This is a genomic window from Pectobacterium sp. 1950-15 (assembly GCF_037136835.1).
GTDB lineage: Bacteria > Pseudomonadota > Gammaproteobacteria > Enterobacterales > Enterobacteriaceae > Pectobacterium.
In genome coordinates this window covers 112,376-129,619 of the sequence record NZ_JBBBQR010000014.1, presented here as the reverse complement: position 1 = coordinate 129,619, position 17,244 = coordinate 112,376, and the positions used below count along the sequence as shown (strand labels likewise).

Below are 17,244 nucleotides of genomic sequence, written 5' to 3'. Positions count from 1 at the left end.
ATACATTATGCGAACCTATAGAGATTCACGCGGGAACTGGCCGTTACACTGAGCAAATCCCCGCATTCGTAAAACTCTTTTTCTGGCATCAGCCATCGTCCTTGTGGCTGACAATTTGATAATGGTAAATTTTCCCACTCGGGCCAGCAAACGGCAGCAAAAATTCTCCACCATCCCACGATTCCGCTCGCGTCCAGTCAGGACGCAATTTTCCACGGCGCGCTAACCGACTGGCGTTTTTCGTTTCCGCTGCACTGGCCGATAACGCCACTACACTATGTAGCGGTAAATCCCATAGCGCGACTTTTTCTAACAGGCTGCTCAAAAACTGCTTATTGCGTCCAGTGATTTTCCGTTTCACGTATCCTCCAATTAGGCAAAATTGCCTTTTAGCCACACCAAAACTGTTTATAGATAAATGCTGTGCAGCCTTGTGGAGTAACCAGACCCATTCAACAAGGCCATAATAATAGCCCGTCAGCTTATCTCTTTGTGTAAGCACCGCTGCTTTCATAGCCGTCAGTCCACAAACCTGCAACCCTTGAGTTTATTGCATTTTCAATAAGTTCTATCGCAAAACCACAGCTCTCAGATAGTTCAGGACTGGATTTTATTAAATCAATATTGTTTTTAAAATCTTCAACTTGTGAATCAGACAACCGTTTTTGAATATTCATTATAATTCCCCGTTATATATGAGTCGCAGTAGTTTCAGTCATTTGATTATATCATGTCGAAGTTGACGTAGATTTCATCCCGATGCATTGAAAAAAAAGGTCTGGAAAAATGCTTTTTTGACGGGCTACTCTGATAGGTAATCGGCGTATAGGAGGTGGTAATTGGCTTATGGATAAACACTGTGTTGCAACTGAGCTATCAATTTGAGAACGGCGTCTATCCCTGATGGATTCGACAGCATTTCATTTGGTGATTTCCATTCCAGTGCGCGATTCGGCTCCGACAACCATTTTTCAGCCGAGGCAGCATCGCCCTCGAATAATTCCACTGCTCGCTCTGATATGACTGGGACTCGTAGTGAATCGCTCCCAACAGCATCCACAAATGATTTTTTTAGTTGCGCCATTTCGCAGGTTTTTCGCGCCAGCGAACCCATTTTTTTCAGACTGGAAACATCGTGCACTGCGGGATTTCGCCCTGAAATACTCATACAAACCACCTATATATCAATTAAATGAACAGAAATTCAGTGCGGGAAAATTCTCAGAATCGCTGCCTGCGGCCAACCCCGCACAGCCCAAAAATAAATTTTTGCGCCGTCCGGCGTTCCGATAAAAAACCGCCTGCTAAAACACATCGGATGATTTTCCATGGCGGTGAGTGCGATGCCACAACGGTGGTTTTTCCCTCATCTATAGCCCGAACCATAGCTACAATTCGCTCAGCCTGGCGAGCACGGTATTTTTCAAGGCGACTCATATTTTTTAGAGACATAAATGACCTTCCCTCTACAGCACATGCGATGAAATCCCCTGACACTGCGCACAATGTAAAAATAAAATATTTTAAATTCAATGCATTAAAATTAAATCAGATGAATTTCAGTACAAAATTACACCGAATTCAACGATGTGCTACAGAGGGAAAATCCGCTAACCGCCCTCCTCGCTGAGCGCTGCGGTGAGCAGTCAGCGGATTTTTCTGACCTGCAGAACGACGACGATGTCCGTTTTTGAACTGTCTGCCCCCTGACTAGTGAATATTGGCAACAGACTAAATCCCGTTTTGGAATCAGTGTTTTTTTGTTCAGCCAGCCCCCCCAACAGGATAATTTCACCATCCTGCAACGAGATGTCGGTGGAAATTTCGCGCTTTATCAGAGTCGGTGAGGAATTCACCCCGTTGTCGGTGGCCGTAAAATTACTCATTTCCTGAGAAATTTTTAGGTCGATCACGTTTTTTCTAACCATCGGATTGACAGAAAAAATTATCCCCGAATCGCGGTACACGACTGATTGGACAGCGGACTGCCCCTGATACGAGACATTCCCCAGCGTAGGCGTGGATGAACCAACGGAAAATCTCGCATCAGCACCAGAACGGGCGCGTAGCGTTGGGGATGAAACAACATTAAACCGGTTGTCAGTTTTAAACAACTCAACGAGCGCACTCATAGAGCCAGTCGAGATTTTCAGAAAATTATCATATCCCCGCGAATTTCCCCCTATCTGAAAATTTAACTTGGTATTCAGTAGGTTGGCTGCTAGTTGTAGCCCTGAACCATCACGCGCAGTATTCTGAACCTCATAGACATATCCAGCTACCAGAACCTCATCGGCCTGAGTATCCAACTGAGGCAGCGCCTCAGAGACACGGTTGATGTCGGCGCGCGATCCATAAAAAACCAACGAATCAGAATTGGTTCCCTCACCCTGTGCAAATCTAGCGGCATCATCAACCAGAGTTTTCAGCTGTGCGGCCAGATATTCTGGCGAGCGATATGATGGACGATACACATACGAAAATTGAGGTGTTTTTTTCTCAACCAGTTGCGGAGGTTTATAAAAAAAATCAGTGCCATTTTTCGATTTTACCGACACACCAATATCAGACATATATTCGATGAGATACGCACGAGCGTCCTGTTCTGGCATTAACCTGAATGATATTTTTTCAGGCATCGCCACCACATCAGGCGAGAGTCGAAACGGTTTTTTTAGGATTTGCATGTAAAAAACTGACAATGCATCAGGAACGGAAACGCCCTTCAGCTCAAAATCAACACCAGACCCAGACCCAGACCCAGACCCAGACCCAGACCCAGCAGCGTGGGATTGAGATGCAAATGCCAGCAACAACGGAAAAACATATTTTTTCATTTGGCAGAACTCCCTGACCACGTCGTAACAATTTCGCCATCTAATACACCTGACATAATCGCGCCGCTCACAACAAAACCTGCTGCCGGTTCGACCCGCTGACGGCCATCAGCGCCAGACAGGATGACGAACCGACCATTTTTATCCTGAATTAGCCCACTAACCCGCCATTGGGTTGAGATTTTTGGAGTGGCAATCGGCGCAGGTGCAGGAACGGCGGGATTTTGCTGGAACTGGCTGACCGCTCCCGCAGGCTGATTTTGGTGAACAGGTATTTTTTTATTCTCAGGATGGAAAAAAAACCATAGATACCAACCCCCTAGTGACACCGTAACTACCAATATCACGATAACAATCAGCAGAGTGATGTTTGAAAAAATGCTCTGCCGTTTATCGACAATCTGTTCAGAACCGTTTCCGTCATACGATTGATATAACGGGAAAATCCTCTTGTCGTAACGATAATTTTTGACTGAAACGCGTTCATTTTTAGTGAGTTTTGCGCCCCCAAAAATCTCAACCCGATACATGGAACTAAGACCCAGAGATTTTAATTTTGTCATCCTGTAGCTGGTTTCAGTTCGATCACGAATAAATCGGGGCAAATTGGATATCGATTGATTTATAACCACCAAATCGCAGGTCACGCCTGTTTCAGGGTGCGCAAAATGGCGATGCTCGGCAATGAACGATTTATGGTTTTGAGGAACGGTTGAATCGGAACCCCATATTCGCCACGCCTCATCTATACAGATGAGGTCACCCGCCTGACAAAATGTGTTTTTTCCATCGGTTACAGCGCTTTTATAGGGGAAAAAATATTCATCCTGAACCTGCTCATTAGAGACATGAATAACCTCACCCATATTTTCGGTTTTATTATTTTTTCTAACAAATGAATATATTAACTCAGGATTTAGACCATAAATGTTTGATACGACCCGCCGCCCCTGAGACACGGCTGGAATTATTACGCTCCGAACAACCTCGAAGGATTTACCGCTGCCCGGCACTCCCAAATACGCTGAAATTGCCACTGATATTTATCCTATTAATGGGATTCGACGGATGATGAATCGCGCAATAATTGCGGAAATCATCATCGCGATTCCAGTCGGAACCTGAAATAGATTTAAAAAATACCAAACTGAATCAGGCAGTTGACCGAACAACTCAATCAAAGGCAGCGGAGATACATTTACCAATGACAACAAAACCGGTACGAATTCCTGAACGACAAAAAATAGAGCAAACATGATTCCGAATTTAACTACGACTCCGCGCAACAAAAAACCCAGCCCCGTATATAGTGCAGCCAGCATATTTATTCCTCCATTATCAGGCAGACATCACGCGCCGGAACGACGCAAATCCCCAACAAATCAGGCAAAAAATTCGTATTAGCTCCCGATTTTTTTCAATCAATTCGCAGTGAGAATCGACAACGAAATTTGTATCCCAGACGGAAAATTTAGCCACCGGACACTGAGCTGACCGCGAACCGATCGAAAAACTTTCCCATTCAGAAAATGCCCCAGTTAGGGGCGCTAAAATTGTTTTCCCGTCTGGAGTTGATTCCAGTTCAGGGGGGATAGGAGGTGTTTCCGGCTGAGGATTCGGCTCAGGTTGAGGCTGGGTTTCTGGTTGCAGGTCAGACCACGGGGTAGTCCATTCAGCCTGCGTTGGGTTAGGACGCCCGATTGCAGCGGCCGCGTCTAAAATATCCCTCGCCGAAATCAGCGGGTTCGCGCTGCTGATTGGTACTCCCTGATAATCGGATTGACTAGCGGCATCCAGTAGCAGCGCATTCAGGGTGTCGGCCAGTTGTTGAGCATTCAGCGCGGTTTGTTGCAACTTTTCCTGCTGTTCGGGCGTGATATCTGGTACTGACGGGGGGATCTCTGGCGAGTAGTTTTTGTTTTGCTGCACAGAAACGACCTCGGTAATAAAATCCGTTTTTATCGAGCCGGACGACTGCGGGTAGGAAAAACTGTACCGCAGCGTATAGTCCGTTAATCCCCCAGAAATACGGGTCGCTGTAACCGAAAAATCTGGGCTGTGCGTGCATTTTGCGCCACTCGGGCAGTACAAAACGCCATTATCTGCTCGATATTGATAGACCGCAGCCACCAAAGCCGCGTGTTCATCGCCAGAAAAATACGGCGAAGATCCGCCCTTACCAGCCCCGCTAAAAAATTTTCGCCCATTGTCGATGGCCGTGAGCGTGGGCGATGACGAAATTCCCGCATTGGGGTCAGTGCCAAAAATTTCGTCGCCGATTTTTAGCAACGAATCACCAATTAGCGCCCACGACGCGACGCCGCTCGCAAGTTTCAGACGGGTAGCAGAACTCGCGGAAATTTTAGCAACAGACTGATTTATAGCAATTCTCGTCACATTACTCATTGCGACGCGCTCTGCTGCATAAACCGCAGAATTCGCCGCGCCCCGCGAAACTGCCGCCCTCAGAGCGAATCCCGCGACGGTCTCAGCGCCAACGACCAACGCGGGAATGATCGCGTTAGCTGCGGCGCAGAAAAATATGACTCCCAAAAACAAAAAAATGATTTTTTTCATCTATATGCCCCTCAGTCCGGTAATAACTGCCCACGCACTGACTAGCCCCCAGAGGAAAAAAATCATTTGCCAGTCCATCCTACGACTCCATGAAAAATAATAAAAAACTGGAGGGGCTCCCCCCTCCCTGCGATAAAATTATCGACCGCGAACGAGGTTCATGATCGTCGAAACGCCTTTGATAGCCAGATATAAGCCCATCAATCCGGCGGCGATGGCCATAACAGCGGTGACAACCGCTGTAACGCTAAATCCCTCGGTCACCCCGGAAAAATCCAGCGCCGCCGACGCGCCCTCAGCGGCAAAAACCGCCGCAGGAGCCAGAATTGCCGCAGATGCAGCCGATACAGATACAAAAATATTTTTCAGTTTCATATGAATACCTCAGATTAATTGATTGAATAATAACTATTATTTCTAGCCGAACCGCACTAGTCGCAGCAGTACCCCACAACAATGGGATACGAGCCAGAGACCCAGAACACTACTGAACGCAAATGAAAAAAATTGCGAATTTGCCGCCCATAATTCACCCATATCTCACCCCCAATAGTGGGCTCGGACAGCGATGAAAAAACTCATAAAAAAATTCCCGATTTTGTAGACAGCTACACCGAGCAGGAAAAAATAAAAAATCGTCTCCAGCATTTTCATCTCCCCTAAAACAGTTTTTTTTTATTTCTGGTCTGGCAGCACGTCAATTTGGTCTGATTCGAGCGTGATTTGCACGGCTGCGCCCGCCTTACCTGTATATGCATCCACCCAAACTGGAACTAAAACATTTTTCCCAACAAGTCTCTGAAATTTATCGAGAATTCCGGCATCAATGAATTTTTTCGGGATGCGTACCGCCGTCTGAACCGATTGCTGACCACCCCAGCCGTCTGGGCGCAGGTTTTCAACGCCCAGCTCATAAAAACTGTACGAGCCGGAATTATTAGTAAACTCTCTGTTTCGGGCACCTAAAAATTTACCCTTCAATAACAATGACATAATTTCACCTCTATAAAATTTGGACATTTATTGAACGCAGCCAGACAAGCATTTCCCCTGACGCTGGCCATAAAAAAATCGGAAATATCGCCCGCTGCCCCTGTAGCAACGCCTGCGGGAAATCCTGAAACGCGGATTCGGGGCAAAAAATAGACAGTTCGAGACCATTTTCCGAACCGATTCCGATCTCGATCAGCCCGTCAGCCGCTGGGCGGCACCCGAGGTATTCGCCATCGATCCAGAAATTAAAATCAAAAAAAATTTGTTCCATTCCCACTGAAAAAATTCCTCATAAAATCAGTCAGTTTCTCCTCTGGGATGCAGAAAAAAAACTCGCCGTCTACAGTGGTAATGCGCAGGTCGTAATGCCCCTCGGCGTACCCACTGACAAAAATCCCGCACTCATCGTCTAAAAAATCATCAAATTCGTAATCTGGGAGCGCCATGCGGAGCCTCGCGATAGGTGTGATGGTCATGGGGGACGGAAAAATCGAAATCCTCCAAATTTTCCTGCCGCTCCTGCGGGCAGTTATTCCCACTGGTCCAAGGCGCTGCAGCGGTGCCGCAGCGCTGAACAGCATCAGGGCGAACGGTGACAGAAACCGATTCAGACTCGGACTCTGTCTGTTTAGGCACTATCGTCCAGTCACGAGATCTAGTCTGTAGGCGCGTCATAGGAGATACAGAGAGGCAAACACCTCTGATTTTGGTCGTTTTTTCGCCCCACTGATTGCGCAGTTCGTGACCGGAAAAATCCTCGTCAACACGATAGAGGGAAACCCCGCCGTGCTCCCGCGACAGACGAATAAACTGCCCAAAATTCCCATCATCTGCCGCCTGCCAGAAATCCCGCAGAGCCGGATCGCAATCCACTGGTGCTGTCCGCTGGCGACGCAATTCGCGCCATGCCGTTGCGCCCACGCACCCGAACGACTGGAACTGGCGAATTCCGTACAGGCGAGCCCATGCCGTTGCACGGGTTGCGCCGTCAACAGCGGATAGCCCAGCCTCCAAATCCCCATCCAACCCAAATCCGTCGATATTTTTGCTCACATATGCCGCACAGTAGGCAGCTGCGCCGCGCTCAGGGTCGATGGGCGTCGCCTGAAAACGAATTGCGGGATTATGGGCAATCGTTCCCCAATCCTGCGCACAATAGCGGTCATGGAAAATTTTTAGTGCGTCCTGAGCCTGTTCCGGCCGGAACCAGATCACGATGTGCCAGTGCGGCGTCGAATCGTGATTGGGCTCAACCATCCTAAATCCGGCAGAAAAAATGCCATCGCGGGAAAATTTCCGATGAATATTCCGCCAGATTCGTGAAAGCTCCTCCTGACCTACGCGAGGATTGATTACCGTGCATCGCCGATTTTCACGCCCGTCGTTGTGGTTAGCGTGATAACGCGATGGAAGAGTTATGGTTAAAAAATACCCAGAAAATCCCTCGGCGGTAAAAAATTCCCCCGTGTGGCGCAGACGAACCATGAGCTCGGTGCGGCGATTTTTTGGACACGAATTGCCTGAGTTGTAGGCGGTTTCGAGTGAAATCCGGTCGCCATCAGAGGATTCCAACTCATTTTTTTCTAAAAATTCCCTCATCCTCTGCTGAGCAGCCGCGAATTCCCTCAGCGCCCGTGTAGAGATGTAGGGAGAGATTTTTTTATGAACGAGGTTTTTAGCGGTGTCTCTACAACCAGCCCAGTGGCAACGAATACGCCACAAGACGCGCAGCCAGTATTCCGGCGATGAGACGCGGGCCAGAGAACCATAAAAAATGTTCTGAATTTCATTAGGCCAATCAGAAAACGGAGTTGATAAAAAATCAAAAACCTCACGCATTTTGGGCATTTCTAGCCCATACACACGGACAGCGCTGGCAACACGCATAAAAACATTATTTTCAAAAAAAATTCGCGATTCAGGAATATGAATTTTTCTCGGATTAAAAAAATCTCTCTTACGATGCAGAGCGGATAAACAAGAATTTATTTTTTCATCAAAACTCAAAATATCTGACTCATCAAAGTCGGCGTCAAAAAAGTTTTTGGTGAAAATATTTTTGAAACTGGCGTCGATAGATTGTTTAATGTCAGAACCACCAATCACCTCCCTGAATTCGTCGGCCAGCTCGCGAGATTTTCGGGCGATTCCCTGACGGTCGCGTAAAAAAATCTTCCCCAATTTTTCGTAATGAGAAAAGTTTTTATCTGCGATAGACAGCCGATTAGGAATCACAGTAAATGCCTCAGAGATTATTTGATGAGGCATTTGATCAAAAAAATATAATCAATTCCATAAATAAAGTTTTTCGTGAGATTTGATTTTTATTAACTTCACATTATCAATAAGTTACATTCATTTTGGGTGGTATTTTTATCCGAATGCTATATGGAAATAAAAAACATATGTGCTGTAGCGGGGAGAATAGACAGAAAAGACGACAAAACGTGGTATAAAAATAGGAATAATGAAAATATTTTTCAATTCTTATTCATTCAATCTGGCGGCAATGAATATAAAAAGCCTCGCTAATGCGAGGCCATTTTACGAGTAAAGGTTATTTTTTCACTATATCTCGCCCGCCAGATAGGATCAGATAAGGCATCGCAGCGCCCGAGTCCTGCCAGGCCTCGACCGGAACCACCAACGGCATACGCGGTTGCAACCCTAATTCCACCGGGTGATTGATATCAAAACTAAAATCCAGACAAACAGGAGCACAAATTTCGTCTCCGGCATTCAGCCCCAAATCTCTAACACACCCCCAATCGGTGGCAGGAACCAAAATTAAATAGTTTTCCACACAGCCAAAATTCATTTTCCTAATAACCAGCGTGCGCAATCCACACGCAGGGTAAAAATCAAAACTCCCACACTCTACAAACTCCCCAGAAATGTAAATATCGCACACATCTAAAATATTTTTTAGGTTACGCATCACTCCCCCGAATAAGAAATAAGCAAACTGTACTTTCGGCCACAGAACGTCCCCGAAAAAAATTGACCCTATTTTTCTAATGTTCGGATAATGGGGTCGCATAATGCACGTTATGATAAAGAGACCGCTGCGCGGTTTTTATTTTCGCAGCGGCCTTTTTACCATAACGTCGACAACATTATGCGAACCAATGGATAAACAGGCGGGAACTGGCCGTTCCGTTGAGCAAATCCCCGCATCCATAAAACACTTTTCTGGCATGCCTCTCTATCATCGATCGTTAGCCGTTGCTTCAGAGCTTGTTGTTGGTTCTACCACTGATAGCTCGAAGTTATCGGCCTGAATCCGTTGTTCTACCGTTTCAGAAATCAGAGCATCGATAACCTGCTGTTTGTCGTACCGCATTCCAGAACGACCAATTTCAAAAAAGTCGCAGTGCAGCAGCTTATCAATGACGGTTTTCTGGTAGCGCGTTACCTGGCAATGAAGTTGTCTTTCATAATGCACAATCAGAGATTGTAATTTTGTGTCTCTGAAATCATTAGTTCCGCGCTCGTGAATTATTTACTACGGAAAGAAAAACCAGGCTGTTTTGATAAGCTCCTGTTCTACCTCAAAGACGGCAATACTCTCTATAGGCTCTGCTGAAAGCCCATGTATCAATTCATGGTCAAATACCTTATTGCCTAACACGGTACGAGATACCAATTCCGCTCTCAGTGCCGGATTGTTGAACCGGTTATTCACGTAAAACTCTCTCAGCGCCTCTTTTCCTGCCATCGAGGGCGTTTCTGCCGGCATACGGTACGCTTTGAAATCCGGTGCAAAGCATGATACGAATGCCTCTATATCATGCTCATTGTAGGCCTTAAACTGTGCCGCTATGACCAATTCTGGTGACATTAATCTCTCCCTCATACGTTTATGTGAATCGTTCTCAGTCAGGTAACAATTCCGCCCCTGAGTTGAAATTTTGGAGTAAAATGCCACGTGTTACCAATTATTTATAATTCACCACAGGGACTGGATATGAAGTTAATTTCAACCGAACGAACAGATATCTATCTTCTCAATGAAGAATTTGTGGAAAACTTACAAGTCTTTCTGGTCGAAAATCGAGATAATTTCGCTCCTTTTGAGCCATTGCGTCATGACGACTATTTTACCGTCCCTAGCATATCTAAACGAATTAAAGATTCACTCTGTGAGTTTGAAGAAAGAAAAAATCTGCTTTTAGTTTTCACCATAAAAGGTGAAAAGAAGATAATAGGCAGCATAAACTTTACAAATTTTGTATATGGTGTTTTTCAGGCTTGTTATCTGGGGTTTTCAATCGATCAGGCTTATCAGGGAAAAGGTCTGATGCGCGAAGCGCTCAAAATTGCAATTGATTATGTCCATGAAACTTATGGACTGCATCGAATCATGGCGAATCATCTCCCAACAAACCTCCGCAGCAGTAAGACTTTGGAAAGTCTTGGATTCATAAAAGAAGGATATGCCGCTTCGTATCTTAAAATTAATGGTATTTGGCAGGATCACATACTTAATTCATTGATTCTTGAAGAAAAATAAGCATCACTTATATTTCACTGAAAAAGATGCCGGACGGCTGCCATCCGCACACTTTGGCTCAACGCCTCCAGCGATTCAGAACGGATATTCCAACGGTGCCAATACAGGCGGATATCAATCGGGTTCCCGGCCTGAAACGGTACTAATTCGCCTTTTTCCGTATGCGATGATGCCATATGTTCCGGGATCATCCCCCACCCTAGCCCTCTGAAAATGGCGCCGACAAAGGCTGCCGTTGAAGGAACAAACTGCTGTGGTGGCTCAATCGTGGCTGGAACCCACGATTCTATAAATAAGGATTGTAATCTGTCCTTGTTGTTAAATATCAGGATCGGCGCGTTCTGTAGACTGTCCGCGTTGATGCCGTCAGCAAAGTACATGTCGTGAAATGTCTGTGAGCAATAGGCGCGATAGCGCATCGTTCCTAAGTATTCCACGCCGCAGCCTTGAATCGGTTCCGGGCTGGCGCTGACCGCCGCCATTACCCGGCCTTCGCGCAGCAAGGTTGCCGAATGCTCCTGATCCTCGACAAGAATATCGAGTAAAATACCAGACTGGTGACAGACATCTTCCATCGCATCCAAAAACCATCCATCTATTGAATCCGCATTCACCGCCACTGAAATACGCTGTCTGGCTGGCATTTCAAGCGTGCTAAAAAGCTCGCTCTCCAACATATCTATCTGTTCTGCGTGTCGAAGTAGCGTTTGCCCTGTTGGCGTCGCGCGGCAGGGATTGCCCCTTACAATCAGCACCTGACCCAACTGATCTTCCAACTGCTTGATTCGCTGACTGATAGCAGACGGCGTGACGTGAAGCTTACGCGCCGCAATGTCAAAACTGCCGCTGCGGACAATCTCCATGAACGCTCTCAGACAGGGGTAATTCAGGTGCATGGTTATTTTTTCTTAACAAGATCAGGATAATTTAATCTGCCTTAATTAAAGGCTCGATACAACTTTCTCAGAGCAGTGAATGCCATATGCGATAATGTTGAAGAGAACTCAGGGGGAATGTGAGCAAAAATCACGGAAAGAATAAAGATGTCACCCGACAACCGTTAGGCAACCGGGTGACAGTGTCACTATTTACTTTAACAGCGCACGAGGTGACACGTGCTGCTGTTCCAAACGAAAATGCTCTATCGCCTGCGCTAACGACATGGACTGATCTTCCAGTGAGCTGGCTGCGGCAGACATCTGCTGTACCAGCGCGGAGTTTTGCTGCGTAACACCATCCATTTCATTGACGGCAATCGTGACCTGACTAATGCCTTTCGCCTGCTCATCAGATGCCGTGACAATCTCACCGATGATACTTTGTACCGAACTGACGGCGTGTGTCATATCCTGCATGGTTTTACCCGCATCGTTCACCAGCTTAACGCCGCTTTCAACACGCTGGCTGGACTCCTCGATCAGAGCGGCAATCTCTTTCACCGCGCTGGCGCTGCGCTGTGCCAGACTGCGTACTTCTGACGCCACAACAGCGAAACCTCTTCCCTGCTCGCCCGCTCGTGCCGCTTCTACCGCTGCGTTAAGCGCCAGAATGTTGGTCTGAAAAGCGATGCTGTTAATCATGGTGGTAATATCGCCAATTTTCTTCGCACTTTCATCAATCTGCGCCATTGTCTGAACCACCTGACCGACCAGCGATTCGCCACGCTGGGCTATCTTCGTGGCGTTCTCTGTGAGTGTCGTGGCCTGATGGGCGTTGTTGGCGTTGTGTTTCACCGTTGCGGTAATCTCTTCCATGCTTGCTGCGGTTTGCTCCAGCGCAGCGGCCTGCTGCTCGGTACGCGATGCAAGGTTGAGGTTGCCGCTGGCAATTTCTGCCGCGCCCTGTCGCACAGAATCGCTGGCTTCTTTGATCTGCCCGACCACCTGACGCAGCTGTGATTGCATCGTATTCAGTGCGAAGAACAGGCTATTGCGATCGTTAGGCTTCACATCAATCACATTACTCAGACGCCCTTCCGCAACGGCCAGCGCGATGGTGGCGGCTTCACGTGGTTCACCACCCAGCGGTTTCAGCACTTTACGGCTGAATACCCAACCCAGCAGCGCACTCACCAACAGGATACTGATTACCATCATAATGACCGCATTCATTAACTGGCGTTCAGAAGCCGCCATTACCTGGCTCACTGGGGCTACAACCCCCAGATACCATTTCTCCGTGCTGTTGCCGATGGTCACGGGCTGCCAGGTCACCAACGCTTGCTCGCCCAGAATCGCATCGTCGTGTTGTACTACTGAGGAGGTGAAGTTATCTGTCGGCCCTTGCCAGGCTTTACTGGTCTGGGACTTATCAGGATAAGAGATGACTTTGCTCGCACTGGATAGCAGCATCGCGTAGCCGCCGCCTTCCCAAGGCTTAATCTGGTTCACTTTTTGCTGCAATGACGCAAGCGAAATATCTGAAGTGACGACGCCCCACAGTTTTCCCTGGCTGACAATCGGTGCGGCGACTGACGTCAGTAGCGTGGGAACGCCGTTGTAAGCATAGGTATAGGGTTCGATCAGCATGTCTTTCTGGCTTTTTTGCGGCAGCAGGTAGTAATCGCCTTGGCCGGGAGTCAGGAATGACTGCAGAGGATGCATTTTGTAATTGCCAGCCTGATCGCGATCGACAAACCAGGCATAGCGGCCTTTAGGTGCCTGACCCGGTTGATCGGCAAACTCGGCATCCCGCCCATCAAACGCGTTTTCTTCAAAGATAACCGAAATCGAGAGATATTCTGGGTTATCCCGCAGCGCAGACTCCATTATTTTATCGACGACAGCACGGTCTTTAACACCTGCGGCAGGCAAGGCAACCAGCCCTTGTCCAAGGTTATGTGCTACATCACGGGCGTAGTTGAGTTCCTGTTGAATTCTTAGTGCTTCACTTTGGGCGATCTGCTGTAAATAACGTTCTGCCAGAGACTTTTGTTCACGACTAGACTGCCAGCTGAGCACCCCGATGGTGACAGCGAAACCGAGTGCGATGGTTAATGCGCCAGTTAACAGTACTTGAGCGCGGGTACTCATTGTCTTTTTTTGTATTAATTGTGTGGCCATTATGGCTCTCCTGATGTGGACCTTAGTAGACATCAACCTTCCTTTGCACTGAGCTCCCTGTTATGTCTATCGGCGCTTTTTTTTTAAACTTTAGCGATGCAGATAAGCTCAGGATAAGGGACGGAGAGCCGTGATAACCGTTTACGACATCTCTACTTTTGCCTGTCTGAATTCAGTATCTTATTCATATTAAAACCGGTAGTTTGGAAGCCGATTTTTTCATACAACGCTTTCGCTGACTGATTGTTCACCGCCACCCTTAAACCAATCTCATTGATCCCCACGGCTGCCACCGCGGCTTCCATTTCCAGTAATGAGGCTTTTCCCAAACCGAGTCCACGCCACGCAGGCAGAAGGAAAAAGTCGGATACCCAGGCAGATTGTTGATTAAACACCACCCAGAGGTAGCCAATTACCAGCTCTGTGTTATCAGTGTGAATACACCAGAGTGTATTCTTTGCCGTATCAGGGCCTTGAGGTAACGCGATATCAATCGATTGTGTTGCGATCGCCCTTGCTTTTTCTGCGTCATAGCCACGAGAATCCTGTAGATCCTGAGCATATTCCAGAATAAAACACTGGCGATACGCAGCAAATTCACCAGCAGACATCTTTTTTAAGTTAACCATTTTCCCTCACGACAATATGACTATTCAGGTGTGCACAGCTCCGTAACACGCAACAGTATCGCGTAGAAACATCAGGGTACGGTATCAGATACCGTTCTGACCGAACGTTCACGGGCGGAAGACGAACAGACGAAGGCCAGAACCACCATAAAAAGAACCGGCAGCATGGCGATGCGTAACCCTGCAACCTCGCCAAGAAAGCCCAACGCCGGCGGGCCGACGAGAAAAGCAAAGTACCCCAGCGTTGCGGCAATGGTGACGCGAACGGCGCTGTTTTCTCCGCTGCCCGCGGCGGAAATGGTGAGCGGGAACCCCAGCGATGCGCCAATACCCCAGAAGATAACCGCAGCGGCAGCCAGCAACGGTGCATCCGAGAAAATGACCAGCGTCAGCCCCAGCGCGGCTGACGCGGCGCTGAAGCGGAGCATATTGACCTTGCCAAAGCGATCGACAAAATACCCGCCGGCAAAGCGACCCAGCGTCATACCTGCAGTAAACCCGACATAAACCAGCGTTCCCGTCGTGTGGCCAAAGTTGTGACCATCGATCATCAGTAATGGTAGCCAGTCGTTGGCAGACCCTTCTGCCAGCGCCATCGCAAGAATCACTACGCCGAGAATCAACAGGCGGCTGTCTTTAAGTTCATTGAAGACCTGAGTCTTATAATCACCCTTTTCTTCTTTCTCCGCATTGGCCAGGTCGCTCAGCCACGGCATCTGACGCATCAGCATGATCGCGGTAAGTATCGACAGTGCCACAACGACGACAAAATGCAGCGTCGTATTAATGCCGAAAGCTGTCATCGCCATCCCTGTCAAGGCACCGACCAGCGTTCCCAGGCTGAAAAAACCGTGCAGCGTTGTCATCAGGCTTTTATTCAGGTGCTGTTCAAACGCCGCCCCTTCGATATTAATGGCGATATCAACCAGGCCGACACCTGCGCCGAAAATTAACAACCCCATAAAAGCGCTGGGCGTGCTCTGAATCGAAAGTGAAACGGCCAGCATGAGTAGCCCAAGCAGAAGCAGCAGGAACCCGCCGGCCATGGTTTTACGAATGCCAAGGACGTTAATGACCTTCCCAGCGCCCAATACGCCGAGCATAGAACCACATGAAAAACCAAACAGGATCATGCCCATCGTTTCCGTTGACGCATTCAGAACATCGCGCATCACGGGCGTTCGAGTCACCCAGGTTGCCCACGTAAAACCGGGAATGAACATCAGCCCAAACAGAGCAAATTTATTGATAGCGGGTTTTGTGGTCATCGTTTTCGTCATCTTTATTTAAATAGATTCGTACATATGTACGAATAACTATCGCACGAATATATAGCGTTTTGCACCTGTTTAATTGCGTTCTTTTTTAACGGAGAAGAAGCCTGAAAAGATCGCTCCAGGCGGGATCAGGAGGTGAGTTTGATCACCGTATTGAGGATGTCTTCGCGGCTAACGGCTTCATTATTGAGATAGTTATGGATCGTATACCCTTCAATTATGGCATCCAGTGAGCATGCAGTCGCGATACTGAAATGGAGATGAAGCGATGTTCTACTGCGCGTCATCCACTCCTGCAATATCAGTCGATACTCCTCTTTCCGCGAGGCCAGAGCATAGAGTTCAAAGCTTAATGTCAGATGACGCGGCGTCGCCCAGATGTCTCCACAGATCAGGTCAACCACGGCTTCGCGCGCGCTGTCGATATCTTTTGCCTGCTTGAGGCGGACACGGAATGCATGTGAGATACCATCAACCATATAGACGAACGCGCTGCTCAGCAGCAATTCAATACTGCTATAACGGTAGGTCAGCGTCCCTGGAGATAACCCAGCCTGCTGCGCAATTTTGCGGTAGGTTGCCCCTCTCACGCCGTGATCCAGTATGACTTCCAACGTGGCTTCAAGAATTTTGCTTTGCGTATCTTTGCCATCCTGTGTTGCATCGCGTGATGCTGACGTCATCTTGTTTCCCCTTAGCTGGCAATCCTGACTGTCGTAACCTTTATAACAAAAAAAGCCGCCAGTGGGATCGCTCCCACTGGCGGCTTATAGTAAACGAAAAGCGGCTTAGCCTCTCAATTTACTGTGGTATTCACCTTTCAAGGTATTGATTTCAGCTAACACCGCTTTGGCTTCGTTCAGTTTACCGGCATCCGCCAGAGCCTGTGCGCTGTCAACTTTTTGTAAAATTTTATCCAGACCTTCCACATAGGCTTTTCTGTCTGGGCCATCGGCAGGTTGTTTGGCGAAATCAGGTGGAACCTGCGTTTTAGCGTGCTCGACGTGCTCACGGAATGTGCTCAACGCCGTTTTCAGCGCGGCGGCATCGTCCGCTTTAGTCGCGGCGGTATAGCTTTTCTGCATACCGCGCATATCTTCCGACGTGGTAGCGTTTGCCAAAACAGGTGTCAGCAAACTACCGGCCAACAGCACAGAAAAACAGATCTTGGTCATTTTATTCATCTTGAACTCTCGCTTGTGTTCCACAGCACGACATACTCAGAGAATCTGGCCTCCACAAGCTGGCCAGCCCAATATTGCTCTTGTTATATTGCGTCCTACGCCATGACCAGATTACATCGTAATGGCTATTCTGATTTTATGGTGATTACTGTAAAGATGTTAAATTATTTTT

Annotated in this window: 21 protein-coding genes; 1 reads left to right on the top strand and 20 read right to left on the bottom strand. The window is 47.7% G+C overall.

Annotation, left to right across the window (positions count from 1 at the left end; all coding sequences use genetic code 11):
• Positions 1 to 88: 88 nt before the first annotated feature.
• From WCT94_RS15975 to WCT94_RS15910, 14 genes are all read right to left on the bottom strand, one after another.
• The gene (locus WCT94_RS15975) at positions 89 to 361 is read right to left on the bottom strand and encodes a hypothetical protein (protein WP_336870337.1); all 273 of its coding nucleotides are present in this window, start codon (positions 359 to 361) and stop codon (positions 89 to 91) included.
• Between the two features lie 121 nt (positions 362 to 482).
• Positions 483 to 677, bottom strand: a complete 195-nt coding sequence (locus WCT94_RS15970; protein ID WP_336870336.1) for a hypothetical protein — start codon at positions 675 to 677, stop codon at positions 483 to 485.
• Positions 678 to 844: 167 nt separating this feature from the next.
• Positions 845 to 1,168, bottom strand: coding sequence for an MbcA/ParS/Xre antitoxin family protein (locus WCT94_RS15965; protein WP_336870335.1), 324 nt, complete (start codon positions 1,166 to 1,168; stop codon positions 845 to 847).
• Between the two features lie 478 nt (positions 1,169 to 1,646).
• On the bottom strand, positions 1,647 to 2,837 hold the full coding sequence (locus WCT94_RS15960) for a type II secretion system protein GspD (RefSeq protein WP_336870334.1): 1,191 nt from the start codon (positions 2,835 to 2,837) through the stop codon (positions 1,647 to 1,649).
• Positions 2,834 to 3,874: a zonular occludens toxin family protein gene (locus tag WCT94_RS15955; RefSeq protein WP_336870333.1), complete on the bottom strand. Its 1,041-nt coding sequence runs from the start codon at positions 3,872 to 3,874 to the stop codon at positions 2,834 to 2,836. Before WCT94_RS15955 ends, WCT94_RS15960 begins: the two co-directional genes overlap by 4 nt.
• A gap of 6 nt (positions 3,875 to 3,880) precedes the next feature.
• Positions 3,881 to 4,159: a DUF2523 family protein gene (locus WCT94_RS15950; protein ID WP_336870332.1), complete on the bottom strand. Its 279-nt coding sequence runs from the start codon at positions 4,157 to 4,159 to the stop codon at positions 3,881 to 3,883.
• A 16-nt stretch (positions 4,160 to 4,175) separates the two neighbouring features.
• A complete protein-coding gene (locus WCT94_RS15945; protein WP_336870331.1) occupies positions 4,176 to 5,414 on the bottom strand; it encodes a hypothetical protein in 1,239 nt (412 codons plus the stop codon).
• Positions 5,415 to 5,552: 138 nt separating this feature from the next.
• On the bottom strand, positions 5,553 to 5,789 hold the full coding sequence (locus WCT94_RS15940; RefSeq protein WP_336870330.1) for a hypothetical protein: 237 nt from the start codon (positions 5,787 to 5,789) through the stop codon (positions 5,553 to 5,555).
• A 300-nt stretch (positions 5,790 to 6,089) separates the two neighbouring features.
• Positions 6,090 to 6,407, bottom strand: coding sequence for a DNA-binding protein (locus tag WCT94_RS15935; protein ID WP_336870329.1), 318 nt, complete (start codon positions 6,405 to 6,407; stop codon positions 6,090 to 6,092).
• Positions 6,408 to 6,417: 10 nt separating this feature from the next.
• Positions 6,418 to 6,678 carry a hypothetical protein gene (locus tag WCT94_RS15930; RefSeq protein WP_336870341.1) on the bottom strand — a complete coding sequence of 87 codons (261 nt, stop codon included), beginning with the start codon at positions 6,676 to 6,678 and terminating at the stop codon, positions 6,418 to 6,420.
• 149 nt (positions 6,679 to 6,827) lie between these two features.
• Positions 6,828 to 8,642 (bottom strand): replication endonuclease, encoded by a 1,815-nt coding sequence (locus WCT94_RS15925; protein WP_336870328.1) that lies wholly within the window; start codon positions 8,640 to 8,642, stop codon positions 6,828 to 6,830.
• A gap of 322 nt (positions 8,643 to 8,964) precedes the next feature.
• On the bottom strand, positions 8,965 to 9,345 hold the full coding sequence (locus WCT94_RS15920) for a hypothetical protein (RefSeq protein ID WP_336870327.1): 381 nt from the start codon (positions 9,343 to 9,345) through the stop codon (positions 8,965 to 8,967).
• A gap of 270 nt (positions 9,346 to 9,615) precedes the next feature.
• Positions 9,616 to 9,852, bottom strand: coding sequence for a hypothetical protein (locus tag WCT94_RS15915; protein WP_336870326.1), 237 nt, complete (start codon positions 9,850 to 9,852; stop codon positions 9,616 to 9,618).
• Positions 9,853 to 9,912: 60 nt separating this feature from the next.
• Positions 9,913 to 10,248: a nuclear transport factor 2 family protein gene (locus tag WCT94_RS15910; protein WP_336870325.1), complete on the bottom strand. Its 336-nt coding sequence runs from the start codon at positions 10,246 to 10,248 to the stop codon at positions 9,913 to 9,915.
• Positions 10,249 to 10,335: 87 nt separating this feature from the next.
• On the opposite strand from WCT94_RS15910, the gene WCT94_RS15905 reads away from it, so the two are divergent.
• Entirely contained in the window at positions 10,336 to 10,920 is a 585-nt protein-coding gene (locus WCT94_RS15905; RefSeq protein ID WP_336870324.1) for a GNAT family N-acetyltransferase, read from the top strand.
• 14 nt (positions 10,921 to 10,934) lie between these two features.
• Here the strand turns inward: WCT94_RS15905 and WCT94_RS15900 are convergent, their stop codons facing one another.
• The 6 genes from WCT94_RS15900 to WCT94_RS15875 form a co-directional block, all read right to left on the bottom strand.
• Positions 10,935 to 11,816, bottom strand: a complete 882-nt coding sequence (locus tag WCT94_RS15900; RefSeq protein ID WP_336870323.1) for an HTH-type transcriptional regulator ArgP — start codon at positions 11,814 to 11,816, stop codon at positions 10,935 to 10,937.
• A 192-nt stretch (positions 11,817 to 12,008) separates the two neighbouring features.
• Entirely contained in the window at positions 12,009 to 13,982 is a 1,974-nt protein-coding gene (locus WCT94_RS15895) for a methyl-accepting chemotaxis protein (protein ID WP_336870322.1), read from the bottom strand.
• 152 nt (positions 13,983 to 14,134) lie between these two features.
• Positions 14,135 to 14,611 (bottom strand): GNAT family N-acetyltransferase, encoded by a 477-nt coding sequence (locus WCT94_RS15890; protein ID WP_336870321.1) that lies wholly within the window; start codon positions 14,609 to 14,611, stop codon positions 14,135 to 14,137.
• A 71-nt stretch (positions 14,612 to 14,682) separates the two neighbouring features.
• Complete coding sequence (locus tag WCT94_RS15885; protein ID WP_336870320.1) at positions 14,683 to 15,879, bottom strand: MFS transporter; 1,197 nt, start codon at positions 15,877 to 15,879, stop codon at positions 14,683 to 14,685.
• Positions 15,880 to 16,016: 137 nt separating this feature from the next.
• The gene (locus WCT94_RS15880) at positions 16,017 to 16,571 is read right to left on the bottom strand and encodes a TetR/AcrR family transcriptional regulator (RefSeq protein ID WP_336870319.1); all 555 of its coding nucleotides are present in this window, start codon (positions 16,569 to 16,571) and stop codon (positions 16,017 to 16,019) included.
• A gap of 105 nt (positions 16,572 to 16,676) precedes the next feature.
• Positions 16,677 to 17,072, bottom strand: a complete 396-nt coding sequence (locus WCT94_RS15875) for a cytochrome b562 (protein ID WP_336870318.1) — start codon at positions 17,070 to 17,072, stop codon at positions 16,677 to 16,679.
• Between the last annotated feature and the right edge of the window lie 172 nt (positions 17,073 to 17,244).